We start from the raw sequence: 16,398 nt of genomic DNA, 5'->3' as shown, positions 1-16,398 counted from the left end.
GGGCGGCAGACAGCCGCCCGGCCCGCGGAAGGAGGGGGATCAGACGCCGGTGGAGGTGTCCAGCTCGACGTTGTAGTTGGCGAGCTTGGCGATCTGCACGGGGCTCAGCACGCCCTGGTACAGCCAGACGTCGTCCAGCTCACCGGAGAAGTACTCGCCCCAGGCGCCGGACTCCTTGTTCCGGCCGAACTGCACGCCGCTGCCCGCCTCGTAGGGCTGCGGGACACCGGGAGCCCAGGAGACGTGCGGGACGCAGGTCTTGTCGCCGTCCGCGCAGCCCTGGTTCTCGACCTGGCCGTTGACGTACAGGGCGAGCCGGTCCGCGAAGGCGTCGTAGCTGACCGCCAGGTGCGTCCAGTTCTCCATGACGGAGATGGCCGCGGTGTGCGCCGTCTTGGTGCGCTTCCCGCCGGTGTTGGCGTCGGTGTCGCGCACCTCGGCCTCCCACTGGCCGTACGGCTGTCCGGTGACGGGGTTGTTGCCCAGCGGCACCCAGCGCACGGTGACCGCGCTGTTGTTGGCACCGGCCACCGAGAGCGCCGTCATCTTCCGAGTCGGGACGCCCGCGGTGTTCGCCCAGCCGGCCAGGGTGAAGCTCTGGCCGGTGTGCATCGGCGTCGAGGTCGTGGCCGCGTAGCCGGTGGAACCGTCCAGCAGCAGGGTGCCGGGGGCGGGCAGCACGCCGCCGTCGGCCTTGATCGAGGCGCCGCCGCCGAGCTGGGCTCCGGCCTTGGCCGGGCCCTCGTCGGGGGTGACGGCCGGGGTGCCGGTGGCCGCGCTGAGCTTCCAGCGGCCGGCCAGCTGCGGGCGCTGCTGCACCATCGCGGTGGCCTCAGGGCCGGTGACGACGCGGTCGTAGATCCGCACGTCGTCGATGTCCCCGCCGAAGAACTCGCCGTTGACGCCCTCGCGGTTGACGGCGCCGATCTGGATCGGGCCGGGGTTGGCCCACGGCGCGTTCTGCGTGTAGTCCGCCTCACCGACGAGGAAGCCGTTGATGTACAGGCGCAACTTCTTGGCGGCGGTGTCGGAGACGCCCAGCAGGTGGGTCCACTCGCCGGTGGTGCCCGTGAAGCAGGGCACGCCGTTGATCTGGGTCCCGGCCGTGCAGGCGTCCTGCCAGGTGCGCACCAGGGTGTCGGTGGAGGTGTCCTCCTTGTAGCGGCCGAAGATCCAGCGTCCCCAGTAGGGCGAGTAGTAGAGCGAGAACTCGTTGTTGTGCTGGCCGATCTGGGTGACCGCCATCTTCGGCGTGGTGTCGCCGGGGGTGGGCGCGGGCAGCTTGACCCAGGTGGAGACGGAGAAGTCCCGGCTGCCGTCGACCTGCGGGCGGGTGCCGCGCAGGTAGTCGTCCACGCCGTCGAGGTGGATCGCCTTGTCGGCGATGCCCGGCTTGCCGAGCGCGACGCCGTTGTAAGCGGTCAGGTTGTCGGTCTCGGTAGTACCGACGGGCTTGACGGTGGTGTCGTCGAAGTGCCAGACGGACCTGGCGGGCAGGCCGGTGGCGAGCTGCTTGTCGGCGGCGACGTCGGCGGCCTCGGCCTTGCTCAGGTTGCGGTCCCAGAGCCGGACCTCGTCGACCGAGCCCTTCCACGGGTCGGTCCAGTTGCCGAAGTACTTGGAGCGGCCGAACTCCAGCGCGCCGTGGGCGTCCCAGTTGGCGGCGACGTTGACCGGGGTGCCGGGCACGCCGTTGACGTAGAGGGTGCTGGTCTTCGCGGCCGGGTCGTAGACGCCCACCAGGTGGGTCCACTGGCCGAGTACCACGGGGGCGTCGGAACTCGCCGTTTCGAGGGCGTAGTTGGTGGGGTGGTCCTGGCTGGAGGTCCACATGGTCCACTTGCCGCCGAAGGTGCCGAGGGCGAAGCGGGCCGCGGAGCTGCCGTTCTCACTGACCGCGACCCGGTTGCGGGTGTTGTCGGTGAGGTTGACCCAGGCGGAGACGGCGAAGCCGCGGGTGGTGTTCAGCACCGTGCCCTGGGTCTCGGCGTAGCCGTCGGCGGTGCCGTCCAGCTTCAGGGCGGTGCCGCTGTGGGCGTCGGCCGGGGTGCCGGCGGATGAGAGTGCGGCGCCGGAGCCGAGGGTGGCCTCGAAGCTGCCGCCGGTGCCGGTGACGGTGGTGCCGCTCGGGTCGTCCATCGACCAGCCGGTGCGCTGGGTCTGGCCGGAGAGCACGTTGAAGTAGTACGTCTCGGGCTGTGAGGCGTTGCCCGCGCCGTCGACGGCCCGGGCGGAGATGAAGTGCACGCCGGCGGTCTGCGGCTGGACGCGCACGCTCTGGCCGGCGCCGCCGCTGGTGGCGACCTCGTTCGCCGCGGACGGCGAAGTGTCCAGGCCCCACTGGTACTTGACCACGTCGGTGGCGGCGGACTTGAAGGTGAACAGGCCGTTCCTGCCGACGCCGTCGGTCCACGGGAGCGCCGCGGTGGCGTCCTTGGAGCCCGGGTAGGCGTCCGAGGTGATCGCCGGGCCGTCCGGCGCCGAGGTGTCGACAATGAAGTAGCAGCCCGTCGGGTCACCGTCGGCCGACCAGGGCCCCCACTGCGCGCCGTCCCAGGCCCGGGCCTCCCAGTCGAGCTGGAGGTTCTGCGGCAGGCTGGTGGGCAGCGGCCAGGAGAAGATGGATCCGGAGGCCTTGAACGTGTTGCCCCCGGGTGCGGCGTCCTCCGAACCGGTGGACCACCAGCGCCGGCGCAGGCCGGTGCCGTCGTCCCAGCCGACCGCGAACTGCACGCCGATGGCCTCGCCGTCCGGGTCGGTGGCCCGGGTGGTGACCTGCGGCATCCGGTTGATCCGGATACCCGGGTACTGGCAGACCGAGCCCGGCGACATCGTCATGTCCGACATCGGGATCTGGTTGGGCCGCAGGTTGTAGTTCACCTGGAGGTAGGCGTCGTCGGTGAAGCGCTTCCAAGCGAGGGTGTCACCCTCGTTCTGCGCCTTCAGACCGAAGGTGATGGTCGACCAGCCCCAGTTGGCGGCGTCCTGGACGAGGTTGCGCACCGCGCCGTCCTCGCCGTACTCCAGCCAGCCGCCCGGGCAGGTACCGCTCCAGCCCTTCGCCGTGTTGATCGTCTGGAGGTAGCGGCTCCAGAAGCCGGAGCCGTTCTGGGAGTTCCAGGTCAGGCCGGGGGATATGTAGCCGGTGCTCCACAGCTCGACCGGCCGGGCGTCACAGGAGTACGACCAGCTCTCGTAGGTGCCGAAGGTCGCGGAGAGGACCTGCTTGCCGACGAACGGGTTGGCCACCTGGAAGAACGCCCGCTTGACGTCGGCCGGCACACAGCGCGAGTCGCCGTTGCAGTAGCCGACGCCCCAGTCGTGGACGTAGCTGCTGTTGTACGAGAAGTGCCAGTACGGCTGGGACGGGTAGGCGCGCGAGACGCCCGCCCAGTCGCCCGCGTGCGGGGTGTTCCACGCCGGGTCGATCATCACCGGGTAGACGGTGTCCGCGGCGCCCAGCATGCCCTGGTCGGGCGACAGCACCAGGCCGTCCTTGGGCAGCTCGACCTTGAGACGCGTCATCTTCGCGCCCTCGCCGGGCAGATCGCCGTAGCCGGCGGCGGCCGTGTCGGCCGGCGGGGCCGACTGGGCCTGCGGAGCGGCCGGAGCCTGCGGTGCCTGCTGGGCCGACTGGGCCTGCGGGGCGGCCTTGAGAGCCTTCGGGGCGGCCGGAGCCGGGGTGCCGGCGGGCGGCCCGGCCGGGGCGTCCGCCGGTACGGCCGGCTTGGAGGAGTCCCACATGACCGGGACGGGCGCCTCGAAGACGGTGCCGCCGCCGGACGGGTCCTTCGCCTTCAGGGTGCCGTCCGCCTCCTGGCTGAACGTCAGACCGCTGCCCTGGAGGCCGAGCCGCAGCTGGTCAAGCTCCGGGTTCTTCGCGGCCTCGGGCGTGTGCACCACGATGACCTGGGTGAACCCGGTCTTGGTGGCGGACAGCCGCAGGTCCACGTCCGGCAGGATCGACGCGTACTCGGCGGTCGCGCCGTTGATCGTCGGCTTGGGCAGCGGCTTCGGCCAGCTGAGCTTCAGCTCCTTGCCGGCCCGCGCCATCGTGACCAGCGGCGCGCTGCCGCCACCCGAGAACCGCAGGTCCGCGGTCGAGCCCTTGGGCGCGACGGCGCCGCCGGGCACGGACTGCAGCGTCGGGTCGAGCTCCACCCAGGCGCCGTTCTTGCGCACCCGCTTCGGCTGGACGTAGGTGGTCGTCGTGAGCTTGCCGTCGGGCTGGGCGACGGTGTCACTGGTCTCGCTGCGCTTGGCGAGCACCTCCACCGGCTTGCCCGTACTGGCGGCCTCGTGGACGGCCAGGGTCTCGGCGGTGTCCTGGGATTCCGTGGCGCCGGGCGGAGGTGTCCCCCCGGCCGTGGCGGCGGCGGCCGGCACCACCGCGGTCGCGGCCAACCCGACCACGGCGAGTGCCGCGGCGAGCACGCCGCCTGACCGTCTTGCTGCTGTTCTCACTGTGCGTAAGCTCCGACTTCCGGTATGTGGGGCGAAGTTTGGAGCGGATCTCCATGGACGCTTGAACGGGTGTCAAAGGCTCATGGAAAAGCCGCAGGGGCCGCACCTGCCGTTGCCGACGTGTCGTCAGAACGGAAGGCCACGGGGGGTGGTGGAAACCGGCGCTGCGCTGTCCGAAGCGGTGGGCCGCACGAGGCCGAAGCACTGGTGTCCGGGGACGTCAGGACGAGCTGGTTCACCGAAACAGCCGCGACGGCATCGCGGGGACAGCGGCGAGCACAAGCGCTCGGTGACGGACGGTGGGTGTGACGGATCGTCCTCTGCACAGGACGTCAGAAACGAGGTCGGCGTGGGACGGGAGGTGCGTGTCGCCGGGACGGCTGTCCTGCAGGTACAGCGGTCACAGCGGACGGCCTCGTGACGTGGTCGCCGGGGCGGTGCACGACCCGAAGCGGGCGGATCGGAACCGGCCGGGCAGGGGAACGCCTTCTGCCGGGACGCCGTAACGCGGCGTCGCGCGGAGTGCGCCCGCCGATCCTCGGGCGCGGCACCCGACGGGAGGCGCTACCCGGTGGGTGTGGCGATCACCGGGCGGCGGTGTGCCCTGCGGCCGCCGGCGGTTCCGGGGGCAGGTAGTTCAGGCTCAGCAGGGGCGATGCCCGGTGACTGCGGGCGATCAGGCCATGGGCACGCCGGACGGCGTCGGCCTCGTCGGGCGAATCCCTTGTGAGCAGGTAGAGCAGGAGGTCGAGTCTGCCGTCGGCGGCCTGTGCGCTGGCGTGCTGGAGGCCGTCGGCAGGTTCGGCGTGTGCCCAGAGGGCGTCCACGGCCCGGGCCGCCTCACTCGCCTCCGCTACCGCGCCGGGGTGTCGGCGCCTGAGGCTGGCATGGACGATGTCCATCCGCGTGCTCAGCCACCCCAGCCCAGGCTCGCCTGGACGGCACCGCCCCAGCCCAGGCTGCCGGCCGGGTCGGCGGCCGAGGCGGTCGTTGCCGGTGCGATGGACGCGCCGGGCGCAGTGGTGGCCGTGGTGGCGGCGACCGTGGTGGTGACGGCGGCGGCGGCGGTGGCGGCCGAGGAGACGGCGGGGAAGGCCAGGAGCGCAGTGAGCGACACGACGGCGACCGCGGTGGCCTGGGCGATACGGGTGCGGATCATCAGGGTGGCTCTTCTCGTTCGAGTGGGAGTGGTGTATCCGGCCGGGCGTCCCGCGGTTGACGCTCCGTCCAGCTGCCGCGGCGGGCTGTTTCCCTGGCGGCGATCACTAGCTTCGCCCCTCGGCGGGACCGGCGGAAGGCGTTCCGGATGTCGCCAACCGGTCTGGCAGGATCCGGACATAGTGTTGTGTCCATGTCATTCAAATGGGATGGCAAAGCCTGCCACTTTCTCTGTCAAACCATCGGTAAGCGCCCCGAACGATCCGAATTGGATCTTGAATAAGGCGCCAAAGCCTGTTTGGATGCGACCGACCGTTCGACCGGAGGACCGCTGATCATCCGGGGGGCTTCAGGGGGATTGAGATGCTGGAAGTACTGGGCCTGACGGCCGGGGCCACCGCGGTGTACCGGATGATGCTCGACCACCCCGCGTACGGCGTGGACGAGATCGCGGCCGACTGCGGCCTCACGGCCACGGACGTGCACGACCACCTCGACGAACTGGCCCGACTCACGCTCGTCCGGGCCTCCGCCGAGCGCCCCGGGCAGCTGCGCGCGGTCAGCCCCGACATCGGCCTGGCCGACATGCTCGCCGCCCAGGAAGCCGAACTCGCCATCCGTCAGGCCAAGTTGGCGGCTTCCAAGGCCGCGGTCACACGCATGGTCGCAGACCAAGCCGAGCACCGGACGAACCACGGCGAGCGCCTGCTCGGCCTGGACGCCATCCACGCCCGACTGGAACGGATGGGCCGCGACGCCACCACCGAGGTACTGGCCAGCCAGCCCGGCGACCAGCGCCCCGAGGACCTCCTCGCCAGCCGGCCCGCCGACGCCGAGGTGTTCGCCCGCGGAATCACGATGCGGACGCTCTACCAGGACTCCACCCGCAAGCAACCCCATGCCGTCACCTACGCCCACTGGCTGCTCAGCCACGGCGGCGAGGTCCGCACCGCCCCCGCGATCCCGCCCCGCCTGATCGTGGTCGACCGCACTCGGGCGCTCGTCCCGATCGACCCGGCGGACAACCGCAAGGGCGCCCTGTACATCACCGAGCCCGGCATCCTGGCGGCCCTGCTCGACCTCTTCGAGCAGGCCTGGCACTCGGCCGTACCCCTCGGCGCCAGCAGTCCGGGGGACCCGAACAGCGGCCTCAGCCCGACCGAGCGCGAACTGCTGCGACTCCTCGGCTCCGGCCTCACCGACGACGCCGCCGGCCAACGCCTCGGCATCTCCTCCCGGACCGTCGGCCGGCACATGTCCTCGATCATGGAGCGCCTGGGCGCGAGCAGCCGCTTCGAAGCCGGGATCAAAGCCGCCCACAAGGGCTGGCTCTGACAGCCCACGACCAACTGCGGAGGTCCGTGGACCGTGGCGAACGCGGCGATCAGTTCCGCTACCGGGGGTCGGCGGTGAAGTCGTCCGCCTCCTCCAGGAGCTCGGGACCTCGGCCGATCGGGCAACTCGGCGCCGGGCTTGCGGACGATGTACTGCTTGCGCCTGCACTGTGGCCTGTCACCCGTCCGGCCGCTTGCCACACTGAAGGTGGCAAGCCGCCCCTGAACTACGAAAGCCAGGACCTCGCGCCACGCTGCTCCACGCACGCCGGGAAGGCCGCCGTGGCACCTCCGTCCGACAACGGAGAACGGACTCACCGCCTGTACTATCCACCTGGCCCACACCTCATGGCGGCGTCGGCGCGACATCCGCTCCCTCGCCTGGTACGGGCCCTGCAGCCGCCGGGGACCTGATCATTCACGACTCCCCGGGCGCGATGCTGTTCAACACCCACGCCGGAGCCTTGTGGTTGCGCTTCAGGATCTACCTTCGCCGCGAGATCGCCGCCTTCGACACCGATGCCGAATTCACTGACCACGCGGTCGCGGCTTACGTGCCAAGTACGCCGCCAAGTCCGCCGACTCATCCAGCGCTCTCGACCGAGCCCTGTTCTGTCGCCCATAACGGGGACGCGGGATGGCCCTGACCGGCTCCGCGAAACCCCACTCACATGCACCACCTGCGGCCGCACCGGACAACCCGGCCGGTGCCCCGCCTCGCCGTCGAACGCCACATGCGGCAGATGATCCGCACCCGCTGGGAACTGGGCAAACGCCCGGACTTCGCCGACCTCAAGCTCTTGAAGTGGGCGCACATGCTCGGCCCCCGGAGCCACTTCTCCACCAAATTCCGCTGCTACATCGATGCCCTCGGCAACGCGCTGCGAGCCGCCGCGGCCCCTGACGACCCGCCAAGCGCAGAACCGGTCCGCTGACGTTGCCGTCAGCGTTGCCGTCAAGACCCCGAGGAGCCCTCGCCTCGTTCGCTCCGGCGAGGGCTCCCAGACATTTTCTGTCTGACATTAAGTGATTACCGCTGCTGGCGAGCGAGCTGGTCGAGCTCGCGCACCATCGACTCGAGCGCAGAGATGTAGGATTGATATTCGCCGATGAGCTTTCGGTCCTCCGTCGAATTCGGATGGATAGTATCCAGCGACGCCCGCAGAGATTCGACTCTCAGAACAATTTCGACGAGGCCAGGAATCTGCCGAGCTTGCATTTGGCCGCCATGGACACGATACGCATACCCCGCAATGTGACCGTCCACCGTAAGTAGCTCCGAGTTCCAGTCCCGCAGCTCCTCCAGCGCTGGATAGCCAGGGTACGGCGTGGCGCAAAACCGTGAGAAGGCGCTCGCAAAATCAGTCATGCCAGGTCACGATTTTTCCCTCGGTGGTATAGATGCCCTCCCCTCCGAGTCGACCACCCCTAATCTTCCAACCCATACTGCCATCACCCAGCTTCCAAGGAACTCGACCCTCCGGCTTTGTCTTATTCCAGAGGTCCAGCGCGCCCTCCGTATATTCTGCGAAGGTCCTGCCCTTTCCATGCCTATCGATGTGATACTTGGCAGAATCCTCAACAGTGTCGAAGGTGGCTTTGTCCCAACTCTTGAGCGCATCTGCATCGGCACCGCAGAACAGCCCGGACGAGTTATGAACCAGTACTGGCGTATTTCCCGCCAGTACATAGTACGTGTGGATGGCGTCGACGGTGAGGTTGTAGGCGGGTTGGAGGGCTGTCCGGTGCCTGGTTGCGGCGATGTCCAGGGGCCGGCCGGTGTCGGTGCGCAGGGTGTCGTCGGTGGTTAGGTCGGCGGCGTCGCGCCAGGCGCGTTGGTTCTCGGCCCAGAAGGGGTGATGGCCGGTGGAGGTGACGGTGCCGCTTGCGCCGCTTTCGGAGGCGATGGTGAGGTCGGTGAAGTCGCGGTCGTCGGGTGTGCGGATGGTGGCGTCGACGCGGCGTCCGCCGGATTCCCCGGTTTCGGGATCGGTTGCCCGTACCTGGTCGCCGACACGGATCCGCTCGATCGGGACGGTGGTTCCGTCGGCCATGAGGACGCGCGTGCCGGCAGGGAAACTGTTCGGCCGCCGGCAGTCTGCCATGATTCGCCTGAGTCGTGATGCCCGTGCGGCTTCTTCTACGTTCTTGGCCTCCTTTCCGAGTTTGACGAGCTTCACTGCCTTTCCGGCGGGGAAGAAGCCGACCGCGAGTTCCGCGCAGGCGGCGGCACTCCTCTGCTTGATGCATTCCTCGGCGCTGTCCACACCGAGGATGCTCTTCATGACCATCTTGAAGAGCTGGGCCTTGTCGAGGGTCCCGTCGAAGAAGAACGAAAGATCACTAAGGAAATTCAGAAGGCCGTTCTGCTGGAGCCCGATTTGAACGCGGTTCCTGAGGAGCAAGCATTGCAAGGTCCCTTCTCCCCACGGGCCGATTTTGTTGGGGCAGGGCGGGTTCTTGGCGCGCCAGTACTCGTACTCGGCCTTGTTGATCTCTTCCTGGATCAGCGCTTCCAGTTCCTTCTTCAGTTCCTCCTCGATCTGTGCGGCATCCAGCTGGACACCCTCCTCTTCGGAGGCCAGGTTGCCCCCGCGTTCCTTGATCGCCTTCTCGACGGCGATGGCCCAGGCTTGATCCGCGGCCTTCTGAGCGGCCTCGGCGTCCTGGCCTGCCGCGCTCGCGGAGGCATAGGCGCTGTTCGCGGCCTTACGGGCGGATGCGGCGGACCAGCGGGCCTGCTCGGCCGAGACGCGGGCGCGGCCTGCGGAGGCGGTGGCCTTGCCGGCGTCGCGGGCGGCGGCCTGGGCGGCGTTGCGGGCGGTTGCGGCGGACTGGCCGGCGCGGGTGGCGGAGGCTTCGGCGTTCTGAGCGGATGTCCTCGCGTCCGCGGCGTACTTGCCGGCCTGGGCCGCGTAGGAGCCGGCTTGTTTGCGGGCGGTCTCGGCCTCACCGGCCGCGTTGTTCGCGACGGCCGCCGCCTCGGTCGCTTCCCACGCGTCCTGTTGGGCCATGGCCGCGGTCTGCGCTGCCCCTGCGATCAGGTGGCTCATCTGTGCGACGTGGGTGGCGGCGAGCTGATCCTTGCGGTCGGCCGTGTACCGGCCGGTCTGCAGGAAGGAAGCGACGGACTCGGGTGTCCCGGCGAGGGCGAACGTGGCTGCGGCCTGGACCTCCGGGCCGCCGGCGGCCAGCAGCTGGGTGGCCTGGACGCGTTCGTCGATCTGGCGGGCGGTGTACTGGCCCGTCATCAGGAAGGCGGCGACGGCCTTCGCTGAACCGTCCCGCAGGGCCTTCTCCCCGGATTCCTTGACGCTGGTGCCGCCGGTGGCGATCAGCTGGTAGACGCGGACGCGGTTGTCAGCGGCAGCGGCCTCGTGCCGGCCGGTGGTGAAGAAGGCCTCGACCTGCTGGGCGTCGCCCGTCAGCGCGACGGTGGCGGCGGTGCGTACGGCCTCGTCGGGGCTGTCCTCGGCGATCTCCCGCACGCTCTGGCGCATGTCGTCCAGCTCGGCCTTGTGCCGACCGGTGCGCACCCACTCAACGACGGCCGCGTCCGTGCCGGAGAGGGCGGGCTTGGCGGCTTCCTGGCTCCAGGGGCCGCCGGTCTTCACTGTCCGGAGAGCGATTTTGCGACCCTTGGCCGCGAGGGCCTTGGGGTCGGCGTCGGGGCGGGCGGCCTCGGCGGCCAGGTCTGCGGCCTCCTGGTCGTGGGCTTTCCAGTCGGCAAGGAAGGTGCCGATGTCGCCGGTGGCCTCGTCCTCCTCCGCCTTGAGGGCCCGGGCTTCCACGACGGCCGCGGCGGTGGCGGCGGCGAGGTCCTCCGCCTCGGTCTTGCGGGCGAGGTCGTAGACGGTGCTCGCCGTGGTCACCGCCGTGCTCGCCGTCGCGGCGGCGGTGCGTGCCGTCTCGGCCTGGCGGGTGGCCTCGGCGGCCGACGTCGCGGATTCACCGGCGTGTTCGGCCGCCTGGTCGGCGGCCGTGGCCGCGTTCTGGGCGTGGGTGGCGGCGGAGCGTGCGGCGTCGCGGGCCTGGTAGGACGCCTGGGCCGCCTGGCGTGCCAGGGCGGTGGACGCGGTCGCGGCCCGGTCGGCCTCCTTGGCCTGACGGCGGGCCTGGTCGGCGGCGGCCTGGGCGCGCTTGGAACTGGCTCCTGCGGCGTTCGCCAGGCGGCCGGCCTTCTCGGCGGACCCGGCGGCCGCGTTCGCGTTGGTGCTGGCGCTCCTGGCCGCGTCCGCCGCCTCGCCCGCCGCGTCGGAGGCGGCGCCCGCGTGGTCTGCGGCATCTGCCGCGCGCAGAGCATCGCCGGCGGCGTTGCGGGCGTCTTCCGCCTGCTTGCGAGCCTCGGCGGCCCTGCCCCGGTCGGAGGCGGCTGCGTTGGCCGCCTTGCGGGCGTTGGCCGAGGCGAGGGCGGCGCCACCGGCGGCGCTGGCGGCCTGGGCGGCCGCGCTGGCGGCGGTGCGGGCGGCCTGGTTGGCGGCACCTGCGGCGGCGACCGCCTGACTGGCGGCAGCCGCGGCGCCCTGAGCCGCGTCGGCGGCACGTGCGGCGGCAGCCGCAGCGCGGGCCGAGTCCCGGCCGGCCTCCTCGGTCTCCCTGGCCGCGGTCTCGGCGGACTCCTTGGCAAGCCGGGAGGCCTCGACCGCGCGTGCGGAGGCCGCCTTGGCGGCGTCCTTGGCGATCTGGGCCTGCCGGCCGGCCTGCTCGGCCTGGTCGGCCAACTGGGAGATCGTGGCGCGTTCCTGGTCCCTGGCCAGAGCCACGAGCTGTCCGACCGACAGGAACTCGGCGATGTCGGCGGGCGTGCCCCGCAGGGCGACCTTGGCGGCCTCCTTCATGGCCGGGCCGCCGGCCGCGAGGAGCTGCATCACGCGGGCGCGGTCGTCGACCGCGGCGGCGTCCTGGCGGCCCTCTTCGAGGAACTTCTTCACGTCGGCGGGGGTGCCCTGCAGTGCGGCGGTGGCCCGCTCCTTGACGCTCACCCCGCCGGTGGCGACGAGTTGGAACGCGTCGACCCGGCGGTCCTGCTCCAGAGGCGTCTGCCAACCGTCCTTGAGGAAGGTGCGCAGCTCTTCCTGGGAGCCCTTCAGGGCCTTGGTGGCCGCTTCGCGTACCCCGGCGCCGCCGAGGCTGAAGATCTGGAACGTGGAGACGCGTTCGTCGTGGTACTCAGCGATGTCCGCCTCGACGTCGAGGAAGCGTTTGACGTCCTCGTCGGTGCCGGTCAGCGCCGTCTCGGCGGCTGCCTTCACGCCGGGGCCGCCCTCAAGCCAGAGGCTAACGACACGACTGCGGTCCGACTCCGTCGGCGCGCTCGGCCCGGGCCCGGGGTCCGTCGCGAACGCGGGAGCCGTGCCGAGCAAACCGGCGGCGAGGGCCACCGGCAGTAAGCCCGCACATATTCGGCCGAGGACCGATACCCGGACTCTGCGGTACCGCTTCCTCCCAGCGGTTCCAGGTACTCCCAGGGATCGGATGGGATGGTTCACGATCAATACCCCCCAAATGGTACATCTGTGTTTTCGCCGACAGATCGCTCGAACATAGGAAACGGAATTCGGTGTACGAATTCGTGAGACATGGCCGAAACTCGATGGGGAAAGCGTTCTTGAACAGATCCATTAACTCCCTAGGGTCGGAGATTGCTGGTACTTTACGCTTGCCCCATCGCCGTTCAACACCCCTTCCGGCATTGCGGAATCAATAGTGGTCCCGCCAGGATCGAAGGATCAGCCTTGATCAAATCCCGCGCACGCACGATTCTCATGGTCAGCGCCTCCGGAGCTCTGCTGGCATGCATCGGGCTCGCCTCCCTGCCAGCCGCGCAGGCCACTACCGGGGCGACCTCGGCGGAGACGGACATGCCCACCGCCGTCGAGGACTTCCAGTACCCGGAGGCCGACCGGATCCTGACGGAACGCAAGATCACATTGAAGCGGGGTGACGGGCACATCCGACTCAAGGAAGGCCCCAACCACACGATTCCGACCAGCTGCCAGGCGGGGAATGAGATCTTCGTCGAATCACGCCTTGACAAGCTCGGATACTGCTTCACCGTTTCCGGTACGACCGGCTACCTCACCATGGAACTGCCGGACGTCTACGGCATCTGGACCGAGGACCGCTCCGTCAGCGCCAAACTGGTCGCGGCCGGCCAGGAGAGCCAGGTGAACATCGGTCCGAACTCGGTCAAACCGGTCGGCGAAAGCCTGCCCGGCGGAAAGCGTTCGGTCCTGGTCGAACTCCGTGTCACCGGATGATTCAGGCCCGAAAGGCCGCTTCCATGCGGTCCCGACACCCTGCAAATCCATTCGACCCGGGCGAGACAGGAATGAAAAGACAGCACTCCATGCTTCACTCACGCCCACGCTCCGCATGGATGGCCGGGACGGTCACCGCCACCGTCCTGGCAAGTGCCCTGCTGGCCGGCACGCCCGCGCCCGCGCTCAGCGGCGACACTCCGCCGACCGGTTCCTACGCCTTCTCCGCCAAGCTCGACATCGGCAACGGCCAACGCTCCTGCACCGGCGCCCTGATCGACCCGTACTGGATCATCACCGCGGCCGCCTGCTTCGCCGACAACCCCACCACGCCCACAACCCTCCCCACCGGGCCACCCGCGCTCAAGACCACCGCCACCATCGGCCGCACCGACCTCACCACCACCACCGGCCAGGTCCGCGACATCGCCGAACTCGTCCCCCGCACCGACCGCGACCTCGTCCTCGCACGGCTCGCCAACCCGGTCACCGACACCACCCCGCTCGCCCTGTCCGCCACCGCCCCCACGGCCGGTGAGAGCCTGCTGGTGACCGGCTACGGCCGCACCAGGACCGAATGGGTGCCGGACAAGCTCCACAGCGCCGCCTTCACCGTCGGCACCGTCGACCCGACCGGCCTCACCATCGCCGCCAAGTCCCCCACCGACGCCACCGTCTGCAAGGGCGACACCGGCGGCCCGGTGGTCCGCGAAGCCAACGGCAGGGCCGAGCTGGTCGCCCTCGCCTCCCGCTCCTGGCAGGGCGGCTGCCTGGGCACCCCCGCCACCGAGACCCGCAGCGGCGCCGTGAGCACCCGCGCCGACGACATCGCCGGCTGGATCCAACAGACCGTCTCCACCTGGTCCGCCGTGGTCACCGTCCGCTCCGGCGGGCGCAACACCGTCTACAACCCCGACACCAGGACCGCCGAAGTCTTCACCCTGCGGGCCGACGGCGCCATGATGCACGCCTACAACACCAACGGCGAGGGCTGGTCCGGCTGGCACATCCTCGGCGCCGGCGCACGGTTCGTGGGCGTTCCGGCCGTCGTCCACAACCCGGTCACCAACACGCTGGACGTGTTCGCGGTCGGCACCGACGCGTCGATGTACCAGGCGACATGGAGCCGCGCCGCCGGCTGGACCCCCTGGACCATGACCGGCGACTGGAAGTACCGCGGGGAACCCACCACCGTCTACAACCCCGACACCAAGACGGCCGAAGTGTTCGCGCTTCGGACCGACGGCATCATGACCCACCTCTACAACACCGACGGCGTGGGCTGGCACGGCCCCTTCACCCTCAACCCCGGGGGCCAGTTCACCGGTATACCGACTGTCCTGCACAACCCGGTCACCAACACCCTCGACGTGTTCGCGGTCGGCACCGACGCCTCGATGTACCAGGCGACATGGAGCCGCGCCACCGGCTGGACCCCCTGGACCATGACCGGCGACTGGAAATACCGCGGGGAACCCACCACCGTCTACAACCCCGACACCAAGACGGCCGAAGTGTTCGCGCTTCGGACCGACGGCATCATGGCCCACCTCTACAACACCGACGGCGTGGGCTGGCACGGCCCCTTCACCCTCAACCCCGGGGGCCAGTTCACCGGTATACCGACTGTCCTGCACAACCCGGTCACCAACACACTGGACGTCTTCGCGGTCGGCACCGACGCCTCGATGTACCAGGCGACATGGAGCCGCGCCACCGGCTGGACCCCCTGGACCATGACCGGCGACTGGAAATACCGCGGCGATCCCACCACGGTCTACAACCCGGGCACCAGGACCGCGGAGGTCTTCGCCCGTCGGACCGACGGCGTCGTGGCCCACCTCTACAACACCAACGGCCAGGGCTGGTCCGGGTGGTCGGCGGTCGGCCAGATCCCCACGACAGGCTGACCGCACCTGTGACGCGCCCGCCCGAGACACCAGCAGGTCCAGGAATGGAGAAGAGCCGCCTCATGCCTCGCTCACGCTCGCACTCGGTGTGGATGACCGGGACGGTCACCGCCGCCACCCTCGTCGTCACCCTGCTGGCCGGCACGCCCGCGCCCGCCGTCAGCGGCGACACTCCGCCGACCGGTTCCTACGCGTTCACCGCCAAGCTGGACATCGGCAACGGCCAACGGGCCTGCACCGGCGCCCTGATCGACCCGTACTGGATCATCACCGCCGCCGCCTGCTTCGCCGACAACCCCACCCAACCGACAACCGTCCCCGCCGGACCACCCGCACTCAAGACCACCGCCACCATCGGCCGCACCGACCTCACCACCACCACCGGACAGGTCCGCGACATCGCCGAGTTGGTCCCCCGCACCGACCGCGACCTGGTCATGGCGCGTCTGGCCGACCCGGTCACCGACATCGCCCCGCTCGTACTGTCCGCCACCGCCCCCACGGCCGGTGAGAACCTGCTGGTGACGGGCTACGGCCGCACCAGGACCGAATGGGTGCCGGACAAGCTCCACAGCGCCGCCTTCACCGTCGGCACCATCGACCCGACCGGCCTCACCATCACCGCCAAGTCCCCCACCGACGCCACCATCTGCAAGGGCGACACCGGCGGACCCGCCCTACGACAGGCCGGCGACCACTACGAACTCGCCGCCCTCACCAGCCGCTCCTGGCAGGGCGGCTGCCTGGGCACCCCCGCCACCGAGACCCGCACCGGCGCCGTGAGCACCCGCACCGACGACATCGCCGGCTGGATCCAACAGACCACCTCCGCGTGGTCCGCCCTGATGGCCAGTCGGACCGGGGGCCGCAACACCGTCTACAACCCGGACACCAAAACCGCAGAGGTCTTCGCCCTGGGCGCGGACGGCGCCATGACCCACGCCTACAACACCAACGGCGCCGGCTGGTCCACCTGGTCCACGATCAGCCCCACCGGCTGGGGGTTCGCCGACACCCCCGCCGTCGTCTACGACCCCGTCACCAACGCCCTCGAACTCTTCGTCATGGGCACCGACCGATCGCTGTACCGCGCCACCTGGACCCGCGCCACCGGCTGGGCGTCCTGGACGATCACCGGCGACTGGAAGTTCACCGGCAACCCCACCACCGTCTATAACCCCGACACCAAGACCGCCGAAGTCTTCGCCCTGACCGTCGACGGCGCCATGGCCCACGCCTACAACACCAACGGCGCCGGCTGGTCCACCTGGT

The 16,398-nt window shown here is 70.0% G+C and carries 10 protein-coding genes; 5 read left to right on the top strand and 5 right to left on the bottom strand.

Annotated elements, in window-relative coordinates; translation table 11 throughout:
- Positions 1-39: 39 nt before the first annotated feature.
- From ACFQ6N_RS36620 to ACFQ6N_RS36610, 3 genes are all read right to left on the bottom strand, one after another.
- Positions 40-4,434, bottom strand: a complete 4,395-nt coding sequence (locus tag ACFQ6N_RS36620) for a LamG-like jellyroll fold domain-containing protein (protein ID WP_380658424.1) — start codon at positions 4,432-4,434, stop codon at positions 40-42.
- A gap of 614 nt (positions 4,435-5,048) precedes the next feature.
- A complete protein-coding gene (locus ACFQ6N_RS36615; RefSeq protein WP_380658422.1) occupies positions 5,049-5,291 on the bottom strand; it encodes a hypothetical protein in 243 nt (80 codons plus the stop codon).
- Positions 5,292-5,374: 83 nt separating this feature from the next.
- Positions 5,375-5,623 carry a hypothetical protein gene (locus ACFQ6N_RS36610; RefSeq protein WP_380658421.1) on the bottom strand — a complete coding sequence of 83 codons (249 nt, stop codon included), beginning with the start codon at positions 5,621-5,623 and terminating at the stop codon, positions 5,375-5,377.
- Between the two features lie 362 nt (positions 5,624-5,985).
- Here ACFQ6N_RS36610 and ACFQ6N_RS36605 point away from each other — a divergent pair, with 362 nt between their 5' ends.
- Together ACFQ6N_RS36605 and ACFQ6N_RS36600 are read left to right on the top strand one after the other, a co-directional pair.
- Entirely contained in the window at positions 5,986-6,957 is a 972-nt protein-coding gene (locus tag ACFQ6N_RS36605) for a LuxR C-terminal-related transcriptional regulator (RefSeq protein WP_380658420.1), read from the top strand.
- 670 nt (positions 6,958-7,627) lie between these two features.
- On the top strand, positions 7,628-7,891 hold the full coding sequence (locus ACFQ6N_RS36600; RefSeq protein WP_380658419.1) for a replication initiator: 264 nt from the start codon (positions 7,628-7,630) through the stop codon (positions 7,889-7,891).
- A gap of 95 nt (positions 7,892-7,986) precedes the next feature.
- Here ACFQ6N_RS36600 and ACFQ6N_RS36595 read toward each other — a convergent pair whose 3' ends face one another.
- Positions 7,987-8,325 carry a hypothetical protein gene (locus ACFQ6N_RS36595; protein WP_380658418.1) on the bottom strand — a complete coding sequence of 113 codons (339 nt, stop codon included), beginning with the start codon at positions 8,323-8,325 and terminating at the stop codon, positions 7,987-7,989.
- Positions 8,318-12,337: a polymorphic toxin-type HINT domain-containing protein gene (locus tag ACFQ6N_RS36590; protein WP_380658417.1), complete on the bottom strand. Its 4,020-nt coding sequence runs from the start codon at positions 12,335-12,337 to the stop codon at positions 8,318-8,320. Before ACFQ6N_RS36590 ends, ACFQ6N_RS36595 begins: the two co-directional genes overlap by 8 nt.
- A gap of 354 nt (positions 12,338-12,691) precedes the next feature.
- Between ACFQ6N_RS36590 and ACFQ6N_RS36585 the strand changes: the two genes are divergently transcribed.
- The 3 genes from ACFQ6N_RS36585 to ACFQ6N_RS36575 all read left to right on the top strand — a co-directional run.
- The gene (locus tag ACFQ6N_RS36585; RefSeq protein WP_380658416.1) at positions 12,692-13,216 is read left to right on the top strand and encodes a hypothetical protein; all 525 of its coding nucleotides are present in this window, start codon (positions 12,692-12,694) and stop codon (positions 13,214-13,216) included.
- Between the two features lie 119 nt (positions 13,217-13,335).
- Complete coding sequence (locus ACFQ6N_RS36580; RefSeq protein ID WP_380658415.1) at positions 13,336-15,126, top strand: trypsin-like serine protease; 1,791 nt, start codon at positions 13,336-13,338, stop codon at positions 15,124-15,126.
- 62 nt (positions 15,127-15,188) lie between these two features.
- Positions 15,189-16,398 (top strand): trypsin-like serine protease (locus ACFQ6N_RS36575; RefSeq protein ID WP_380658414.1); only part of this gene is annotated, 1,210 nt, incomplete at its 3' end.

It is taken from the genome of Kitasatospora sp. NPDC056446, from assembly GCF_042796115.1.
Taxonomy (GTDB): Bacteria; Actinomycetota; Actinomycetes; order Streptomycetales; family Streptomycetaceae; genus Kitasatospora.
This window is presented reverse-complemented; position numbering and strand designations above follow the sequence as displayed.

Coding starts and splice junctions, on each gene's coding strand:
- ACFQ6N_RS36610 (WP_380658421.1), bottom strand. CDS start 5,623: ATGATCCGCACCCGTATCGCCCAGGCCACCGCGGTCGCCGTCGTGTCG.
- ACFQ6N_RS36605 (WP_380658420.1), top strand. CDS start 5,986: ATGCTGGAAGTACTGGGCCTGACGGCCGGGGCCACCGCGGTGTACCGG.
- ACFQ6N_RS36600 (WP_380658419.1), top strand. CDS start 7,628: ATGCACCACCTGCGGCCGCACCGGACAACCCGGCCGGTGCCCCGCCTC.
- ACFQ6N_RS36595 (WP_380658418.1), bottom strand. CDS start 8,325: ATGACTGATTTTGCGAGCGCCTTCTCACGGTTTTGCGCCACGCCGTAC.
- ACFQ6N_RS36580 (WP_380658415.1), top strand. CDS start 13,336: ATGGCCGGGACGGTCACCGCCACCGTCCTGGCAAGTGCCCTGCTGGCC.